Raw genomic sequence first — 16,776 nt, 5'->3', positions numbered from 1 at the left:
CGCGCATCTTGTTGATGTTAACCATACTAACTGAATTTCCAGTTTTCTATGGTCATTTAAATACCCCACGTTCCATTAGTTTTTTGGACTCGTGGGGTGGAACTAAATCAATTATACGAGGAGGAAAGCCCGTGTTCGAAAACGACATACTGGTTGCTGGTGCAGATCCTGGTTTTGGCGCCATAAAGCTCGATATTGGCGATACGAAGATATTATTTCCTGCACTCATCTGTAATGGTAATGAGAGAATTTTCTCAACCTTGGGCAGAACTGAGCTTGAAAAAGGATCGGATCTCGATAAACAAATCGCTTCTCTTGATGTCATTGTCAGAAATAATTCCAGCGGCGTAGAACGGCATTATTTTATGGGAAGCCTGGCCGAGAGTCTGAATCCCAAAGAAGCTCATTATTGTTGGGATGAAGATAAATCTATGGACGAAGAAGCGATGTCTTTGCTGATCGTGGGCTTAGCTTTGGCCCAGCCTTATCCTAAGACGAACATCTATCTCGGAACCGGGGTTCCTGTCAAATTCTACGCCTCTCTGAAAGACAAATATGAGGCAGAATTAAAGGGTTCTTTTTCTGTGACTTTTCTGTCCGGCACATTCAAAGGACAAACGCGCAGTATGAACATTCTCCGTTCGCGAGTGCTGCCTCAAAGTTACGGCGTATTCATCAAGGAAACACTGACTGAAGACGGCAAACCGACCAATCCGAAGCTTTTCGGCGGTTATGTCGTTGTTATAGATCCTGGTTTCAGAACGACGGATATTGCCACATTTTACGATGGCATTATGCTTGATCCGCCGAATTCATTCAGCATTGAGAAGGGGCTGCAATGGGCCTATGCCGGCGTAGCTGAAAAACTCAAAGAAATGACCATGAACCATACCAACCCGATCGAGACGGATGACAAGGAACTTGATAAAATTTTCAGAGTGAATAAAGGATTATATCCGTGGAATAACGGAGCAATTGACCTTAATCCTGTCATGAAGAAGATGCTGGCCCAACTGGCCGCTGATATTTCCAGGGAAATTATGAAGACGCTGAAGCCGATGGCCGGCAGGATTCATACAATCCTTGTCGCCGGTAAAGTCGGGGAAATGATCTTCGAATATCTGAATCTGGAAAATAAGGTTCTGATTGACGATCCTCAGTTTGGGAATGCAGCAGGTTTCCGGATTATGGCCGCAAACCTGGTCAATAATCTTACCAGGAAAGTAAATGTTGAATAATGAAAACAACAGGTCATCTTGTACTCTATATTTCTGAAAATGAAGATTTTGAGCTCTGGAGGGTTCTTTCCCAGATCCCTCCGGAGGAACGGTCCGCTTTTGTCAAAAATGCCCTGAAAACGGCGATTGTTCAAAACAATGAAGCCCGGAATTCTCAGGATCATTGGGCAAGGCAAAATAACGTTCTGCGGCTTGATAAGAGCGCCGGTCAAAGCCCGGTGATGAATGAGGTGGCCATGGAGGAGCTGGGCTACAACACGATTGCTGCTGCGGATGAAAAAGCCATGCGGCCGTTAATGAACGGTATTCCTCAGGGCAGGGGAAATCCCAGACCCGAGGTGGATTTCGACCTCGTACGCGTGGAAGAATTGCTGCAGACCGGTGAGGCAAGGCCCAAGACCTCACTGCCTGGTCTTGACTTCCTGCTTACCAATGTCATCGGTGAAGAAGATGATGAAAAAGTGATTGAATTTGTCCGAAAAAGCCAAACTGCCTCCGGAGAGGAATAAAGCAAAATGTTCTCCGCGGGGCAGTTAATTATTTTGTTAATACAATATTTGGGGTTACGTCATGTACCCTAACCGCTCTTCGGCTGTTGTGCCCTCCCTGGCACAAACAGCCGCGCTTCGCCATCCGGGCTACGCTTGGCCGCGGATAGACTACATGACGTTAAATTTCGCGTGTATTAAGCGATCCTATGCTGAATATGGGATTTGTATAATTTCCTCTGAAGATCAGATGATACTGATCTTATATTTTTTGAACCAGAAATCCAGCTGCAGCAGAAAGGCAAAAAGTCTGGGTGTGTCCATCAGCTGACCGAACCACGGTCGATTGGCATCGGACGACGGATTGGCCATTAAGTCCAGAAGTTGTTTTTTATTCACTAAATCATACAGCGGTGAGGCAGAGTCTTCCAGAACAGTACGAAGTCTGCCGGTGACCATCTCCAGGAATTGCGGATGGTGGGTTTTGGGGTAAGGGCTTTTGCGCCGCCAGAGAACATCTTCAGGAAGTATGCCTTCCAGGGCGGTTCGCAAAAGCCCTTTTTCGCGATTTTGCCAGTACTTCATTTCCCACGGAATATTCCAGACATATTCAACAATCCGGTGGTCACAGAAAGGCACGCGGACTTCCAGACCGGAAGCCATCGTCATTCTGTCTTTGCGGTCAAGCAGGGTGGGCATGAATCTGGTCAAAGTCAGGTAACTGATTCGTTTATCTTTGTCTACTTTGGCGTCCCCGGTCCCCGAAACGGGAACTTCTGAAACGGCTTCCCGGTAGCGCTCTCTTACATAATCTAAAGGTGCGATGATCTGGAGAATTTCCGGTGATAGGATCCGGAGGCGAGTTTGAAGGTCCGTTGACCACGGAAAGGTATCTGCATTTTTAAGATCATCCCGGTGAAACCACGGATATCCGCCAAAAACTTCATCTGCGCATTCCCCGGAAAGTCCGACCGTTACCGACTCTTTGATTCTCCGGCTGAACAGCAGCAGGGAAGAATCAACATCGGCCATACCCGGCAGGTCTCTGGCTGCGGCAGCGTCTGTCAGAGCTTCGACCAGTTCTGCAGTATCCAGAAACAGGTTATGGTGGTTGGTGTTGAAGTAATTGGCCATTTTACGCACCCATGGAGCATCCGGATCCGGCTGATAGTCATTTGCTTGAAAATATTTGTCGTTAGCGATGTAGTCAATAGAGAACGTGGGAAGGATTTTCCCTTCAGCCTGATACTTCTTAGCAGCGATAGCCGTTATGATACTGGAATCCAGACCTCCGGACAATAAAGTCCCTAGGGGAACATCGGAGACAAGCTGACGGGAAATGGCATCGATGACCAGTTCGCGAACATGATCAACCGTTGTTCGGATATCATCTGTATGAGGTTTGTTTTCAAGCTGCCAGTACGGCCACTGTCTTATTCCCTCATACTTAACCAGCATCGCGTATCCGGGTTTCAGTTCACAAATGTTTTTAATAACACCAAAACCCGGAGTCCTGGCCGGGGCAATCATAAAAAGTTCGGCGAGGCCTTCACGGTCAATGACCGCAGGGATATCAGGATGGGCAAGTAGCGCTTTAAGTTCTGAAGCAAAAATGAACGACGGGTATTTATGATAATAAAACAGCGGTTTAACGCCCATTCTGTCCCGGGCCAGAAAGAGAGATTTTTCCCGGCAGTCCCAGATCCCAAACGCGAAAATGCCATTGAGTTTCTGAACGCAATCCACGCCCCATTCCAGATAAGACAGAAGCAGGACTTCCGTATCAGAATGCCCTTGGAAAGAATACCCTTTCGCTGAGAGAGCCTGGCGGATTTCTTCGGTGTTATACAATTCTCCGTTATAAGTAATCGTATAGGCCCAGCCGCCGCGCCAGCGGGTCATGGGTTGTTTTCCTCCTTCAATATCTACAACCGCCAGCCTGCTGTGGCCCAAAGCAATTTCGGGATAAAGCCATTTTCCCCGAGTATCAGGACCGCGGGGAGTAAGGGTGTCGACCATTCTGTCAATGACAGGGCCGGATTCGGACATATCCTGCGTCCAATCCAGCCAGCCTGTAATTCCGCACAAAGCTGTTCACTCCTTAAATAATAAAATAATGATAACTGGTATCACCTAATACTATATATATGACCGTTATAACCGAATGTTTCAAAATAATTTCCGTGAATTCACTTGCCAAATAAAAAGCATTTGTATATAATGATTTACAATAACTGCATAGCTTTAAAGCGAAGATTGAGAATAGTAACCATGAACGGAAAATTACAGAGAGTCGCAGGTTGGTGTGATTGCGGCAGGGAAGTTTATGACGAATGGCCTCATGAGTACGACCCGAAATCATCGATAGTAGGCGTCGTCGGGAATCCTACCCGTTATCATCAGGACGTGTATGATCGTACATGTTTGAGCGGGTATAGTAATATACCAATTTGGGTGGTACCGCAGGAGATATAGCCTCTTGTCCCTTTCTAGGGATAAGGGGCTTTTTGACGTTTACGGATGAGCGGCGTTCTATAGCAAGCTCGAGGGAGGTTAATCGATATGAATACTTCAATAAAATCTTATTACACCAGCAGCGGACTTCTGATTCATTCCGTAACGGAAGAAATTGATAAGTCCTATCGTGAGAAAATCATCATGGAGCTGAATGACGTTCAGGGCGCTTACTTTTGCAGCAGCTTTGAATATCCGGGCAGGTATACCCGCTGGGACATCGGATTTATCAATCCTCCGATCGAGATCCGGACATTTGGCCGAAATATTGAAATAACGGCGTTGGATCAAAAAGGGCTGATCCTGCTGGAATTTATCTATGACGTTCTGAAGCGGGAAACATATTTGGAAACACTGATCCGCGGGCAGTACAAAATAACGGGCAGGGTTGCCCCAAGTCAGGAATTTTTTCCGGAAGAGCAAAGAAGCAGGCAAAAATCCGTTTTTTCTGTGGTCCGCAGCCTGCTGGAAGCGTTTTACTCTGATCTGGACGCTTTTCTCGGTCTATATGGAAGCTTCGGCTATGATCTGATCTTTCAGTTTGAAAGCATCCATCTGAAAAGGCCGCGGGATGAAGTGCAGGCCGATATGATCTTGTTTATCCCCGATGAAATCTTTGTCATTGACCATCAGAAGGATGACTGCTTCCGTATTCGGTATGATTTTGAATTCGGCGGTCTTTCCAGTCTGGGTCAGGCCAAAACGATGCTGTCAGCTGCCGGGAGAATAAAAAATGATGGCCGGACTATTCCGGCGCAGGAAATATCAAACGATACCGAAGGACGATATGCGGAAAAAGTCCGGATTGCTAAAGCGTACTTTAAACGCGGTGACTTTTTCGAGGTCGTTCCGTCTCATACCTTTTATCGGAGCTGTGAGATCAGGCCTTCGGAAATATTTGAAAACTTGACAAAGATTAATCCGAGTCCTTATGGGTTCCTGATTCATCTTGGCAATGAGCACCTGATTGGTTCCTCGCCGGAAATGTTTGTCAGGGTCGAAGGCAGAAGAATCGAGACTTGTCCGATATCCGGCACAATCCAAAGAGGATGTAATGCGTTGGAAGATGCCGAAAGGATTCGTCAGCTGCTGAACTCCCATAAGGATGAGTCCGAACTTACGATGTGCACGGATGTTGACCGCAATGACAAATCCAGGATCTGTGTGCCGGGTACAGTGAAGGTGCTGGGAAGGCGCCAGATTGAGATGTATTCGCACCTGATCCACACTGTGGACCATGTGGAGGGGATCCTGGCCGATGGGTATGACGCCTTGGATGCTTTTATGACGCATATGTGGGCGGTAACCGTGACCGGGGCTCCCAAAAAAGCCGCCGTTCAATGGATTGAAGACCATGAGGAGTCCAACCGGATGTGGTACGGCGGGGCAGTCGGAATCCTTAGTTTTGACGGCCGGATGAATACAGGACTCACACTCAGAACCATCCGCTTAAAAGACGGGATCGCTGGGGTCAGAGTCGGAGCAACGCTGCTGTATGATTCCATTCCCGAAGAGGAAGAAAAAGAAACGATTGTCAAGGCTGAAGCCCTTCTCAAAGTATTGGGTGATGCGAAAGCCGGTATGACTGAAAATAGAAACGATCTGCTCACAGCTTGTTCACCACGGCAAGAAAATGCCGCTGATCCTTTTCAAGTGCTGCTGGTTGATCATGAAGACTCCTTCGTGCATACACTGGCCAGTTATTTCCGTAAAGCCGGCTGTCAGGTGGTCACGATGCGGCACCATCTGGCCAGAGAAGCCTTAAAGAAAGAACGGTATGATTTGGTCGTGCTGTCTCCGGGCCCGGGCAAACCGTCTGATTTTAAACTCCGGGAAACAATCGGGCTCTGTCTGGACAAAGGAATTCCTCTCTTTGGGGTCTGTCTGGGGCTGCAGGGGATTGTCGAATATTTTAACGGAAAGCTCGGCGTATTGGATATACCGGTGCATGGCAAACAATCGGCGTTAAAAATATCCCCGGAATCAGTAATCTTTAAAAAATTGGCCAATCTAAGAGTAGGCAGATACCATTCACTGTTTGCTGAAAAAGTACCGCCGGAACTTGAGATTACGGCCTGGACTGAAGATGGTGTGGTTATGGCAGTAGAAAGCAAAGATAAAAACATTCTAGCAGTCCAGTTCCACCCTGAATCCATCATGTCGATGGATGAGGATCAAGGATTCCGGATCATCACCAATATTTTGTCTATACGAGGAGGTGCCTACGGTGCGTAATCTGACCATTCTGGATTGTACGCTCAGAGACGGAGGACTGACCAACAACTTCCGGTTCCCAGAAAAATATATCAAAGACCATATTCAAAAGATCTCCGAAGCGAAGGTCGATTATCTTGAACTTGGGTATAAAGCAGATCCCGCGTATTATGAACGGACAGCCTACGGCAAACTTAAATTCTGTGATGACAGCGAGATACGTGACATCATCAAAGGAATTCCGGGGCTTCCCAAACTGGCTTTTATGGTGGATGTCGGCAGATTTGACCGGCGATTGGTTGAAAATGCCTCAGTTTCACCGTTCACCATGGGCCGGGTTGCCTGCTATTTAAACCAGATTGAAGAGGCCGTCGAAGATGTCCGCTTTCTGCAAAATAAAGGTTATGAAACAACGCTGAATATCATGGCAATTTCCAGAGAAAGAATCCCGGAAATTGTTTGCGGCTTAAGAAAAATTAAAGCGCAAATCCCTGCAGCAGCAGTCTATGTGGTAGACAGTTACGGGGCGCTTTATCCGGATGATGTCAAAAAGCTGGTATCGCTGTACAAGGAAGAATTAAACGGTATGAATGTGGGAATTCACGTGCATAACAATATGCAGCTGGCCTTCTCCAACACCATTACGGCGGTTGAAAGCGGTGCTGACTTCCTTGATGCGAGTGTCAACGGGATGGGAAGGGGTGCCGGCAACTGTCCGCTGGAATGTCTTTTACCCTATGTCGGTAAGGACAATTATGATTTAAAGCCTGTACTGGCGCTGATTAATGATTACTACACCCATGATGCTAACGAACGTTCCTGGGGCTACTGTCCGAAGCAGCTCTTGACGGGGATTTTTAATCAGCATCCTGTCTATAGTATCCAGGGGGCTGGCGAAGATCTGATCCGAATCTATGATCATTTTCAAAGTGAGGTGCAGGTATGAAGAACAAAACGATTAATTATCTAGGACAAAATGGTTATTTTGGTGCCTATGGCGGGAGATTTGTCCCGGAAATCCTGATACCGGCTGTCGACGAACTGAATCAGGCTTTTCAGGAAATATTACGGGACGAGGACTTTTATAAGCAATACTATAATCTCCTGATGGATTTCTCAGGCAGGCCGACGCCGCTAACGTATGCTGAAGGGCTTAGTGCGTATTTTGGCAAAGCCAAAATCTATATAAAACGGGAAGATTTAAATCATTCCGGCGCCCATAAAATCAATAATGTGCTCGGGCAAGGCCTGCTCATGAAAAAATTGGGCAAGACCAGAGTCATTGCCGAGACCGGCGCAGGCCAGCACGGTGTGGCAACGGCGATCATGGCAGCAAAAATGGGATTTCAGGCGACGATCTATATGGGAGCTGAAGACGCTGAACGGCAATATGCCAATGTCTTCTGGATGAAACAGCTCGGAGCTGAAGTTATTCCCGTGACAACCGGGACGGCAACGCTTAAGGATGCCATTAACGAAGCACTTCGCGACTGGGCAGGAAATTTTGACAACACGCATTATGCACTTGGCACGGCGTGCGGACCAAGGCCATTCCCGGAGATGGTCACTTTCTTTCAGTCCGTAATCAGTAAAGAGATGAAAAAACAAATTAATGAGATTTGCGGCAAGAATCCGGACCGGATCTATGCCTGTCTGGGCGGTGGTTCCAATGCGATGGGCGCTTTTGTGGAATTTCTGCAGGAGCCCGGTGTAGAACTTGTTGCCGTCGAGGCAGGCGGCAAGGGCGAAGCTTCCGGAAAGCATGCTTCGCGAATCGCTTATGCCAAAGCCAAAACCGGCGTCTCTCAGGGCTACAAGACACTGTTTCTCCAGGATGGTGACGGACAGATGCTGGATACCTGGAGCATTTCGGCTGGACTTGATTATGTCGGCGTATCACCAATCCTGGCTCATCTGGCGGAAACCAAGAGGGTCCGGGTTTTAGCCGCCACAGATGCCGAAGTCATTGAGGCCTTTAAACTGATCATCAGCAAGGAAGGGCTGATACCGGCACTTGAATCCACACATGCTTTCGCCGGACTTTTCAGGGAAATTGCTGACACCAAACCGGAAGATGTCATTGTTGTCAATATGTCCGGGCGGGGAGACAAAGATATCTTCAATATTGGGGAAGCATTGCAGGATCAGGGCTGGAAAACATTTGTCACGGAAAGAGGTAAGGCATATGCGGATTGAAAAACAAATCGAAGCTATGAGAAAAGAGAAGAAAATACTGCTGATGACCCACCAAATTATTGGCTATCCTGATTTTGCCACCAATGAAAAAGTGATTGAATGCTTTTATAACAACGGGGTCGACCTGATTGAACTGCAAATACCTTTTTCTGATCCGATTGCCGACGGCCCGGTATTCACCAAGTCTAACCAGGCCGTATTGGAAAAAGGGATTAAAGTCAGCGACTGCCTGGAGTTTATTGAGAGAATGGCCAGCAAATACCCGATCCCGTTTTTGGTCATGACCTACTACAATATTCTGTACCAATACGGCGTCGAAGCATTTATTGACCGGTGCAAAGAGATTGGCGTCCAGGGAACCATCGTGCCGGATGCTCCGCTTGATGAGGCCAGAGCCTACTACGATTATTCCTACCAACAGGGATTGGCTGCAGTAAGTATAGCGACACCTTATTCCAATTCGAAACGATTGCAGGAAATTGCCGATATCGGAAGCGGATTCATCTATTACGTTCCCCGCAAAGGAGTAACCGGCAGTAAAACAAATTTTGGCTCTGATATTCTGGACGGAATCCAAAAAGCAAAGAAAGAGACCGGCAAAACAATCGCCGTAGGTTTTGGGATTCAAGGCCCGGAAGATGTCGCCCGTTTAATTGGAACAGCCGATATAGCAATCATTGGCAGTAAGATCCAGCAGGTGCTGGAGACTGAAGGGCTGTCCGGTCTGGATCAGTTCTTGCGCGGTATGGCGCGTGTGAATAAGGAGGAATGAATGATGGGAATGGAGATAGCTTTAAAAAAACTTTCCAATAGAGAGGATCTCAGTGCTCAGCTGGCCTATGATTCCATGACGGAGATTATGAGCGGTGAAGCCAGTGAAATCTCCATAGCAGCTTTTTTAACGGCGCTTCGCCTGAAAGGAGAGACCGTTGAAGAGATTTATGGTGCAAGTAAGGTGATGCGGGAAAAAGCCCTCAAAGTTGCGTGCGCATCAGAAAATTTGGTGGACACCTGTGGAACAGGCGGGGATGGTGCTCATACGTTCAATATTTCCACAACGGCAATGTTCGTTGCCGTCAGCTGTGGTGTAAAAATTGCCAAGCATGGTAACCGGAGTATTACCAGCAAGAGCGGGGCTGCGGATGTCCTCGAAGCGTTAGGGATCGAGATTGCGCTGACACCGGAAACAATCGGGAAGTGTATCGACCAGGTCGGGCTTGGTTTTATGTTCGCTCCGCATTTCCATGCTTCAATGAAATATGCAATGCCGGTGCGCAAAGCGCTTGGCTTCAAAACCATCTTTAATGTCCTCGGCCCATTAGCCAATCCGGCAACGGCCCCAAGGCAGCTGATCGGCGTTTACGATAGGAATCTTGTGCCCGTGGCCGCGGAAGTATTGAACAGACATCAGGCTGTACACGCGCTCATTGTCCACGGTAGTGACGGTCTCGACGAAATCACCCTGACAGGGCCGACTTACGCAGCGGAACTCAAGGATGGAGAGGTAACCGAATTTGTCATTCATCCGGAAGATTATGGTTTTTCCCTTTGTACGCCGCAGGACCTTGTAGGCGGAACGCCGCAGGAAAACGCGCGGATCACCCTGGATATTCTTGCAGGAGATCAGGGCCCCAAAGCAGACACCGTTATCCTAAATGCCGGAGCTGCAATTTACGTCGGAGGCAAAGCTGCAAGTTTGCAGGAGGGGATCGAGATGGCCAGGGCCACAGTCCGGGAAAAGAAAGCGCTGCCGGTCCTTAACGAGTTTATCGCTGTGACTAGACAGCATTAGCATTCGGTAGAAAACGGCTTTATCAAGTCTGAGTTTAAGTACAGATCTCAGTTTCGTGCCATAAAGGGGCTTGCACCTATGGAGAGTTTGAAGAAGGGGGATAAAAATGATCCTCGATAAAATTGTAGAGGCCAAAATAAAGCGGATTGACGAGCAGAAGAAAAAAATTCCCGGTGAAGAGCTCATCGAAAAGCTGACAAAAAAGCTGAAAACCAATGATGATCGTGATAATCTTAAGCAAGATGTTAACGTGGAGCGGCCTGCAGGCGTGTTTGCCTCAGCCCTGACTGCGGGACGCCGGAACAAAGACAAAGCAGGGATTTCCATAATTGCGGAAGTCAAGAAGGCTTCTCCATCCAAAGGAATTCTAGCTCCGGACTTCGATTATCTGCAAATAGCCAGCATGTATGAGCAGCTGGGGGCTGCGGCAATCTCCGTCTTAACAGAGCAGGATTACTTTCTCGGGAGTCCGGATTATCTGAGGGAGATTAGAGAATCCGTCAAGATTCCGCTGCTGCGAAAGGATTTTATGATTGACCCCTACCAGATTTACGAAGCAAAGATTTTGGGGGCGGATGCTATTCTGCTCATCGTAAAAATATTGGATGATAAGCAGTTGAAAGAATTCCTGGGGATAGCTGAACAGATCGGTCTGGATTGTCTTGTGGAAGTGCATGACGAAGCAGAAGCTGAAAGGGCCATGGCAGCAGGAGCCGGCATCATCGGAATCAATAACCGGAACCTTGAAACGTTTGAGGTGGATTTGAACCACAGCCGCAGAATCGGCGCGATGATCCCGGATCATCTGATCAAGGTCTCAGAAAGCGGGATTCATACGGGCGAGGATATCCTGACGGTGCAAGCGTGGGGATTTGATGCTGTTTTGGTCGGAGAGGCTTTCATGAAGGTAGACAGTCTTGAACGAAAATTTGCTGAGCTCCTTCAGGTACCATCCAGACCCTAAATCAAATATATCCTAGCGGCAGATTTCGTTTAATACAACGTTGTCTGGCAGTTCCATCCTTCCATGGCATCGTTGTATCAGGCCAGGAGATATTGATATTTTAGGATTGACAAGGTATAGGGACATACTGACAATCGAATACAGATAACGCGTGATTTAGGAGTTGATATGGCAAGGATGGAAGAGAACGTAAAAGGCATCTATGCTGGGCAGACGCCAAAAGTTAAGATTTGTGGGATTCGTACCCTGGAGGATGTCAGGATCATCAATGAGCTGAAACCGGATTTTGCCGGCTTTGTCCTAGCTCCGAGCAAAAGACAGGTTTCGCTCAGCGAACTGAAAATATTGATTGCTTCCTTGGACAAAAAGATCATCCCAGTTGGGGTCTTCGTCAACCAGGATCCGGACGTCTTGCTGTGCGCCGTGGAAACCGGCCTGCGAGTGCTTCAGCTTCATGGTGATGAGCCTTTGGAATATATACGTCAATTACAAGCACGGATCAGGGAAAAATACCAGGAGCATCGTCAAGTAACGATCTGGAAAGCTGTCAGGGTAGGACGTGCGGAACGGACAGTGCTGAACCTGGAAGCGTATCAGGGCCTAGTTGACGGTTTTGTTTACGATAAATTTGACCCTGAGGCTTATGGCGGGACCGGGGAGCGTTTTGACTGGAACCTTCTGCAAAGGGATCAGAACGGCCAATCAGATAAAAACAAAGGCCGGGATATTCCGATGATCCTGGCCGGAGGCTTAAATGAAGAGAATGCTGCGTCGGCGGTTTCCTTATTCCATCCGTATTGCCTGGACGTTAGCAGCAGTGTCGAGACGGAGGGACGGAAAGATCCAGATAAAATCAAAAGGTTTATTGAACGTGTCCGTGCTTAACATGCCGTTAGATAAAAAGCTCTAATAAAATAGGGTTAGATAGGTGAAGAGGACGCCGCGAAACTAAGTTTTCAAGGCGTCCTCTTTGCTTAAAGTCTTTGGACCATCTCTTCCGGAGAAGGGATATTCAAATATTTTCGCTGGATAGGGCCTAGATGAAAGATCTGGACTTCTACAAACCGAAGGACCGAGTTGGCAATCCAGTAAGCGCTCAGGGCAACAGGTGCTTTCCACAGAAAAACGACGCCAATAGCAACCGGGAATATGAACATCAGTAAATTTTTGTTTTCTGCTGTAAATACACTCAGCGTCTGAAGCAGACCGGCAATAACCGGCAATAACCGGCAAAATATGAAGATGATCTGCCATATGGAGATCAGATACCCACGGAATAAGAATACTGCCAACTGGTATACTCAGATGCGTAATAGCAACGTACAAGGAGAAAAAAACCGGGGCCTGGATAATAAGTGTTGCAAACGTAAACAGTGGATTGATTTTATATTTAGATGCAATTTTCATTGATTCAGAATTAACTTTTTTAATTTGATTGTGAAATTTTCCAGATAAAATTGTTCTGGCTTTGGTCAGATTTGCGGTTAATAATTGTACTTTTTGCTGCTTTATTGACAAGGGAAATAACAAGAGTTTTATCCCTAATGTAATCAGAGCAACCGCAATGAACCAATCGCCCGTAGTACTGACAAGGAATGCTAATAACTGGGAAAGGACGGTGCTAATCATATTCATTGAAACATCCTCCAAAGTTTTAATTCTTATAAAACAAGGAGGTTTGAATAAGGTGAGTCATCATCCTGGTCAGTTTTGATCTTTCTTCTAAATATCAAATGCTTTTTCACCTTAATATTTTGGGGAGATGAGGAGCTGATTGGACAACTCGAAAGATAAGTATCAGCAAATCTGATACAGATGGAAGAAGAATGCACAAGTTTGATACTGGCCCAGGAAACGGCTAAGATCAAAGTCAGGTTAATGATTAGAATAACCAGTATGCCGGCGTCAAATTGCATTTTCTCACCCCCAAAAACTAAATTTATTATATAATTGATATATGGTAATAGCAAGAGACGGACGCATCGTTGATGCTGCCAGCAGAATATAGGAATAGGCAGGGTATGAAAAATGAAGAAGCGCTTGAGAATACGTATTCAATATCTGATTGGCTGCCTCCTGGCGATATCGGTTGTTATGATTATTTCTATGCTGATCATTAATCACTATGTGGAGCGGGTTGGTACGAAATACATCGGCGATATGGATCATGTACCGGAGGCTGACGCGATCCTGGTGTTAGGTGCCTATGTATTCCCGGATGGAACCGCTTCATCCATGCTTGCCGACCGCTTGACCGTCGGTTATGAGCTTTACCGGCAAGGCAAGGCTCCCAAAATTCTTGTGAGCGGTGATCATGGACGGACAGATTATGATGAAGTCAATGCTATGAAGAGTTTCCTTAAGGAGAAAGGGGTCCCGGGTGAGAATATTTTTATGGATCACGCGGGCTTTAGCACATATGAAAGCTTATATCGAGCGAGAGATATATTCCTTGTCAAAAGAGTCATCATCGTGACTCAGGAATATCATTTAAAACGGGCAGTCTTTGTCGCCAGGTCTTTAGGGCTTGAAGCTTATGGCGTTGCCTCAGACCGGCATGATTACGGACAGGCAATGGCCTACTATCAGCTCAGGGAACTTTTAGCCCGAAATAAAGACTTCCTATGGGCTAAAATTATTAAGCCCAAGCCGACCTATTTAGGGGATGTAATACCGGTATTTGGAGATGGCGGAGCTACTGACGATTAAATAACTGGAGAGTGAAGTGAACAGAATTGTTCAATGAAAAAAGTCATCCTTGCGTGGATGACTTTTTTGTCAGGTATTTCTCAAGCAGAGCGTCTTTACTGATCCAGACGACTTTGGGCTTCGTTCCAAGTTTTTCTGTATCTTTTTTCGCGGACGGGTTATAGACCCGGTAAACGATTTTTTGCATGAAACCAATGAATCCGGCATTACCATTCGTATATTCAGTAACGTTAAACCCAAGGCCTTTGACACCACGGTTGATGAGTGTAACACCCAGGAAAACCTTGATATCTTTATAACCCGGATTCAAAGAGATGTAGCTTGCCAGAGCAGGCAGGGAGAGCCGGGCTTGTTTTAAAGCATTATAGCCAATTTTTTGGATATTGGCACCAAAGCTCTGGAAGCGGGTATTGTCTAAGTGTATTTCCCCGATCATATCACCTGCTGAGGCGATTAATTCACCGTTTTCATTAAACAGTTCAGGGCCATGGTAGCGGGTAAGACCCAGGCGAAAAATATTGCGTTCATCAATTCTGGTAATTTGTTTACGCCGCCCGTAAAAATGCTCCCATTTCTCCCAAACGCGGAAACCAATCCTTTTCGGCAGTGACCAGCCGGGAAGCTGAAGCGGAACGAGCGGAAGCTTGAGTTCTTTTTGTATTTTTATGATCAGTGGTTTCAGGGCAGCTAAGGTATTTCCAGGAGCACCCTCATCGCCGCCGCTGTCATGAAGCAGGACAATCGTTCCTTCTTTGGTTCGGCCGGTTATTCTTTGCATAATGTGATTCGGAGTTCTTTCAATGCGCCAGTCTCTGCCGTCGGCACTCCAACTAATCAGCTTTTTGCCTTTGAAATGGCACCACAATAAAAAGGAAAGGTTAACCCCTCCCCAGGGAGCTCTGACATAGACGGGCTCCTGACCGGTCAGACGGCGCATCTCCTCCATCGCTTTATTCCACAAGTCCCAGGTCTTTAGCGGGGGCATCAGCCAAGCGTGCCGGTGACGGTAGCCGTGACTGCCGACGGTATGACCGTGGTCTAGGATGCTCTTGACAAGTTCAGGCTGTTTTTCAGCCTTTTCAGCAACCAGAAAAAAACAGGCCCGAACGTTTTGCTCAGCTAAAACTGTCAGGAATCTTGGAGTGTATCTGGGGTCGGGTCCGTCATCAAATGTTAAGGTGACACCTGGAGAATAATGACGTTTCCAGGAACCAATACCGAAAAAATGCACAAACAATTCGGGAATAAGGGTATAGACCGCAAAGACTGAAATTGCGACGATGAAGGTATACAGCAAGGTTGTGGACACTGCAGATTCACTTCCTTAAGTTGACTTTAAGTTTTATCCGAATCCTTGAGGTCCGCGAAATCAGCTCGGGACTTGGGAAATATTGACCGTTTCTTTGTAGATCTGGGGCTTTACGGATTGACCTAGGGCTAGTTCCAAAATCTTTTCCCAGGCATGGCACTCTATTTTCGATAAGTAGCTGTCAACGCGGTTTTGCCAAAGTATTTGTTCGTTTTGATCTTTAAAAAAGGCGTCTAACTGTTTGGCGACCGGATAATTCAAATCTAAATCATAGATTAACTTTTTCTCGCTGAGATAATTCTTATTGATTTGTTCCTGTCCCGGAAGTGCGGAATGGACAAAAATCGGCAATTTTTTATGAAGGGTCTCACTGATGGTTACGCCACCGGGTTTGGTAATAATGGCATCGGCCTCGTCATACAGTGAGTTGAGGGTTTCCCTGGATGAAATATAGGACAGGGGCTTTAAGTTAGGAAGTTTCAGGGAGCGAATATCTTTATACAATTTCTTGTTTTTGCCGCATAGCAGGGAAAAAGTGTAGGATTTTTCTTTTTTACCCGGCAGGCTGTAAAGCAAATGCTCGATATCACCGAGACCGCCGCTTCCGCCGGAAATCAGAATATGGTAAGGAAGCGTTGACTCGGAGGCTGTCCGAGGCAGGAAGCACTCATCAACAGGAATACCCGTCACAAATATTTTAGACGGATCAATATTATTCTGGGAGGTTAATTGCGCCTTAATATTTTGATCAGGGACAAAATGGTAGTCTATGTATTCTGTTCCCCAAAGCTTATTAACAAAGAAATCAGTGTAAACATTGATTACGGGCGCAGTTGCGATACCGGAATTTTTAAGCCTGTCGATTAAGAAGGAAGGGAAAGCCTGGGTACATACGATCAAATCAGGCTGTTCCTCTTGCAGCAGGCTATTCATTTTGTCAAGAAATTTATATTCATACCAGTTAAAGTGCTTGGTTGATTTGGTAGGGTACACAAAGTTTCGGTAAATCCAGACGAAGGTTTGGGGAGAATGGTCGATCCAGGTCAGGTAAGTTAACCGAAATGCTTTCTCCAGCCGTTTGTCCGCATAACTGAAGAAATCTATCTTTGAGCATTCAAGATTACTGATTCGGTTTCCTAAGGAACGAATCATTGCATCGGCTACGGTATGATGACCCGTAGGGATTTGAAGGAACGGAAGAAAAAGTATCCGCATCATAACTTCCCCTTTCCAGCAACCTATTATTGTCTAAAGATCATTGAAGGTAGCTATACATTTATAATTTTACTTTTTTACAGTGGCTTTTGTAAACCTAGTTTTTCCATTTATTTTATATATATTCTTAAACAGAG

At 46.4% G+C, this 16,776-nt stretch carries 14 protein-coding genes and 1 other annotated feature; of the genes, 10 read left to right on the top strand and 4 right to left on the bottom strand.

Annotated features, from left to right (window positions below; translation table 11 throughout):
* The first annotated feature begins 131 nt into the window (after positions 1-131).
* A complete protein-coding gene (locus OKX56_RS01900) occupies positions 132-1,238 on the top strand; it encodes a ParM/StbA family protein (RefSeq protein ID WP_287895428.1) in 1,107 nt (368 codons plus the stop codon).
* On the top strand, positions 1,238-1,747 hold the full coding sequence (locus OKX56_RS01895; protein WP_068883348.1) for a hypothetical protein: 510 nt from the start codon (positions 1,238-1,240) through the stop codon (positions 1,745-1,747). The genes OKX56_RS01900 and OKX56_RS01895 overlap by 1 nt, the downstream gene beginning before the upstream one ends.
* A gap of 225 nt (positions 1,748-1,972) precedes the next feature.
* On the opposite strand, the gene asnB is transcribed toward OKX56_RS01895, so the two are convergent.
* Positions 1,973-3,814: an asparagine synthase (glutamine-hydrolyzing) gene (gene asnB, locus OKX56_RS01890; protein WP_068883350.1), complete on the bottom strand. Its 1,842-nt coding sequence runs from the start codon at positions 3,812-3,814 to the stop codon at positions 1,973-1,975.
* A 155-nt stretch (positions 3,815-3,969) separates the two neighbouring features.
* Positions 3,970-4,216, top strand: a binding site (T-box leader).
* Between the two features lie 72 nt (positions 4,217-4,288).
* Between asnB and OKX56_RS01885 the strand changes: the two genes are divergently transcribed.
* From OKX56_RS01885 to OKX56_RS01855, 7 genes are all read left to right on the top strand, one after another.
* Positions 4,289-6,475, top strand: coding sequence for an anthranilate synthase component I (locus OKX56_RS01885; protein ID WP_068883352.1), 2,187 nt, complete (start codon positions 4,289-4,291; stop codon positions 6,473-6,475).
* Positions 6,468-7,400 carry an aldolase catalytic domain-containing protein gene (locus OKX56_RS01880; protein ID WP_068883354.1) on the top strand — a complete coding sequence of 311 codons (933 nt, stop codon included), beginning with the start codon at positions 6,468-6,470 and terminating at the stop codon, positions 7,398-7,400. The genes OKX56_RS01885 and OKX56_RS01880 overlap by 8 nt, the downstream gene beginning before the upstream one ends.
* On the top strand, positions 7,397-8,650 hold the full coding sequence (trpB, locus tag OKX56_RS01875) for a tryptophan synthase subunit beta (RefSeq protein WP_287895427.1): 1,254 nt from the start codon (positions 7,397-7,399) through the stop codon (positions 8,648-8,650). Before OKX56_RS01880 ends, trpB begins: the two co-directional genes overlap by 4 nt.
* Positions 8,640-9,422, top strand: a complete 783-nt coding sequence (gene trpA, locus OKX56_RS01870; protein WP_287895426.1) for a tryptophan synthase subunit alpha — start codon at positions 8,640-8,642, stop codon at positions 9,420-9,422. Before trpB ends, trpA begins: the two co-directional genes overlap by 11 nt.
* Entirely contained in the window at positions 9,423-10,442 is a 1,020-nt protein-coding gene (gene trpD, locus OKX56_RS01865; protein WP_287895425.1) for an anthranilate phosphoribosyltransferase, read from the top strand.
* A gap of 106 nt (positions 10,443-10,548) precedes the next feature.
* Positions 10,549-11,406 (top strand): indole-3-glycerol phosphate synthase TrpC, encoded by an 858-nt coding sequence (trpC, locus tag OKX56_RS01860; protein ID WP_287895424.1) that lies wholly within the window; start codon positions 10,549-10,551, stop codon positions 11,404-11,406.
* 168 nt (positions 11,407-11,574) lie between these two features.
* Positions 11,575-12,291, top strand: a complete 717-nt coding sequence (locus tag OKX56_RS01855) for a phosphoribosylanthranilate isomerase (protein WP_287895423.1) — start codon at positions 11,575-11,577, stop codon at positions 12,289-12,291.
* A 63-nt stretch (positions 12,292-12,354) separates the two neighbouring features.
* Here OKX56_RS01855 and OKX56_RS01850 read toward each other — a convergent pair whose 3' ends face one another.
* Positions 12,355-13,041, bottom strand: coding sequence for a YidC/Oxa1 family membrane protein insertase (locus tag OKX56_RS01850; RefSeq protein ID WP_287895421.1), 687 nt, complete (start codon positions 13,039-13,041; stop codon positions 12,355-12,357).
* A 393-nt stretch (positions 13,042-13,434) separates the two neighbouring features.
* Between OKX56_RS01850 and OKX56_RS01845 the strand changes: the two genes are divergently transcribed.
* Positions 13,435-14,115 carry a SanA/YdcF family protein gene (locus OKX56_RS01845; protein ID WP_287895420.1) on the top strand — a complete coding sequence of 227 codons (681 nt, stop codon included), beginning with the start codon at positions 13,435-13,437 and terminating at the stop codon, positions 14,113-14,115.
* A 43-nt stretch (positions 14,116-14,158) separates the two neighbouring features.
* Here OKX56_RS01845 and OKX56_RS01840 read toward each other — a convergent pair whose 3' ends face one another.
* Positions 14,159-15,424, bottom strand: a complete 1,266-nt coding sequence (locus tag OKX56_RS01840; protein WP_287895419.1) for a polysaccharide deacetylase family protein — start codon at positions 15,422-15,424, stop codon at positions 14,159-14,161.
* Between the two features lie 60 nt (positions 15,425-15,484).
* The gene (locus OKX56_RS01835; protein ID WP_423779582.1) at positions 15,485-16,639 is read right to left on the bottom strand and encodes an MGDG synthase family glycosyltransferase; all 1,155 of its coding nucleotides are present in this window, start codon (positions 16,637-16,639) and stop codon (positions 15,485-15,487) included.
* Positions 16,640-16,776 lie beyond the last annotated feature (137 nt).

The sequence above is a fragment of the Dehalobacter sp. genome, assembly GCF_030063005.1.
Taxonomy (GTDB): domain Bacteria; phylum Bacillota; class Desulfitobacteriia; order Desulfitobacteriales; family Syntrophobotulaceae; genus Dehalobacter; species Dehalobacter restrictus.
This window is presented reverse-complemented; position numbering and strand designations above follow the sequence as displayed.

What these genes read in the sequence shown, in the direction of transcription:
- OKX56_RS01895 (WP_068883348.1), top strand. Translation starts at nt 1,238, where the DNA reads ATGAAAACAACAGGTCATCTTGTACTCTATATTTCTGAAAATGAAGAT.
- OKX56_RS01885 (WP_068883352.1), top strand. Translation starts at nt 4,289, where the DNA reads ATGAATACTTCAATAAAATCTTATTACACCAGCAGCGGACTTCTGATT.
- trpB (WP_287895427.1), top strand. Translation starts at nt 7,397, where the DNA reads ATGAAGAACAAAACGATTAATTATCTAGGACAAAATGGTTATTTTGGT.
- trpA (WP_287895426.1), top strand. Translation starts at nt 8,640, where the DNA reads ATGCGGATTGAAAAACAAATCGAAGCTATGAGAAAAGAGAAGAAAATA.
- trpD (WP_287895425.1), top strand. Translation starts at nt 9,423, where the DNA reads ATGATGGGAATGGAGATAGCTTTAAAAAAACTTTCCAATAGAGAGGAT.
- trpC (WP_287895424.1), top strand. Translation starts at nt 10,549, where the DNA reads ATGATCCTCGATAAAATTGTAGAGGCCAAAATAAAGCGGATTGACGAG.
- OKX56_RS01855 (WP_287895423.1), top strand. Translation starts at nt 11,575, where the DNA reads ATGGCAAGGATGGAAGAGAACGTAAAAGGCATCTATGCTGGGCAGACG.
- OKX56_RS01850 (WP_287895421.1), bottom strand. Translation starts at nt 13,041, where the DNA reads ATGAATATGATTAGCACCGTCCTTTCCCAGTTATTAGCATTCCTTGTC.
- OKX56_RS01845 (WP_287895420.1), top strand. Translation starts at nt 13,435, where the DNA reads ATGAAGAAGCGCTTGAGAATACGTATTCAATATCTGATTGGCTGCCTC.
- OKX56_RS01835 (WP_423779582.1), bottom strand. Translation starts at nt 16,639, where the DNA reads ATGCGGATACTTTTTCTTCCGTTCCTTCAAATCCCTACGGGTCATCAT.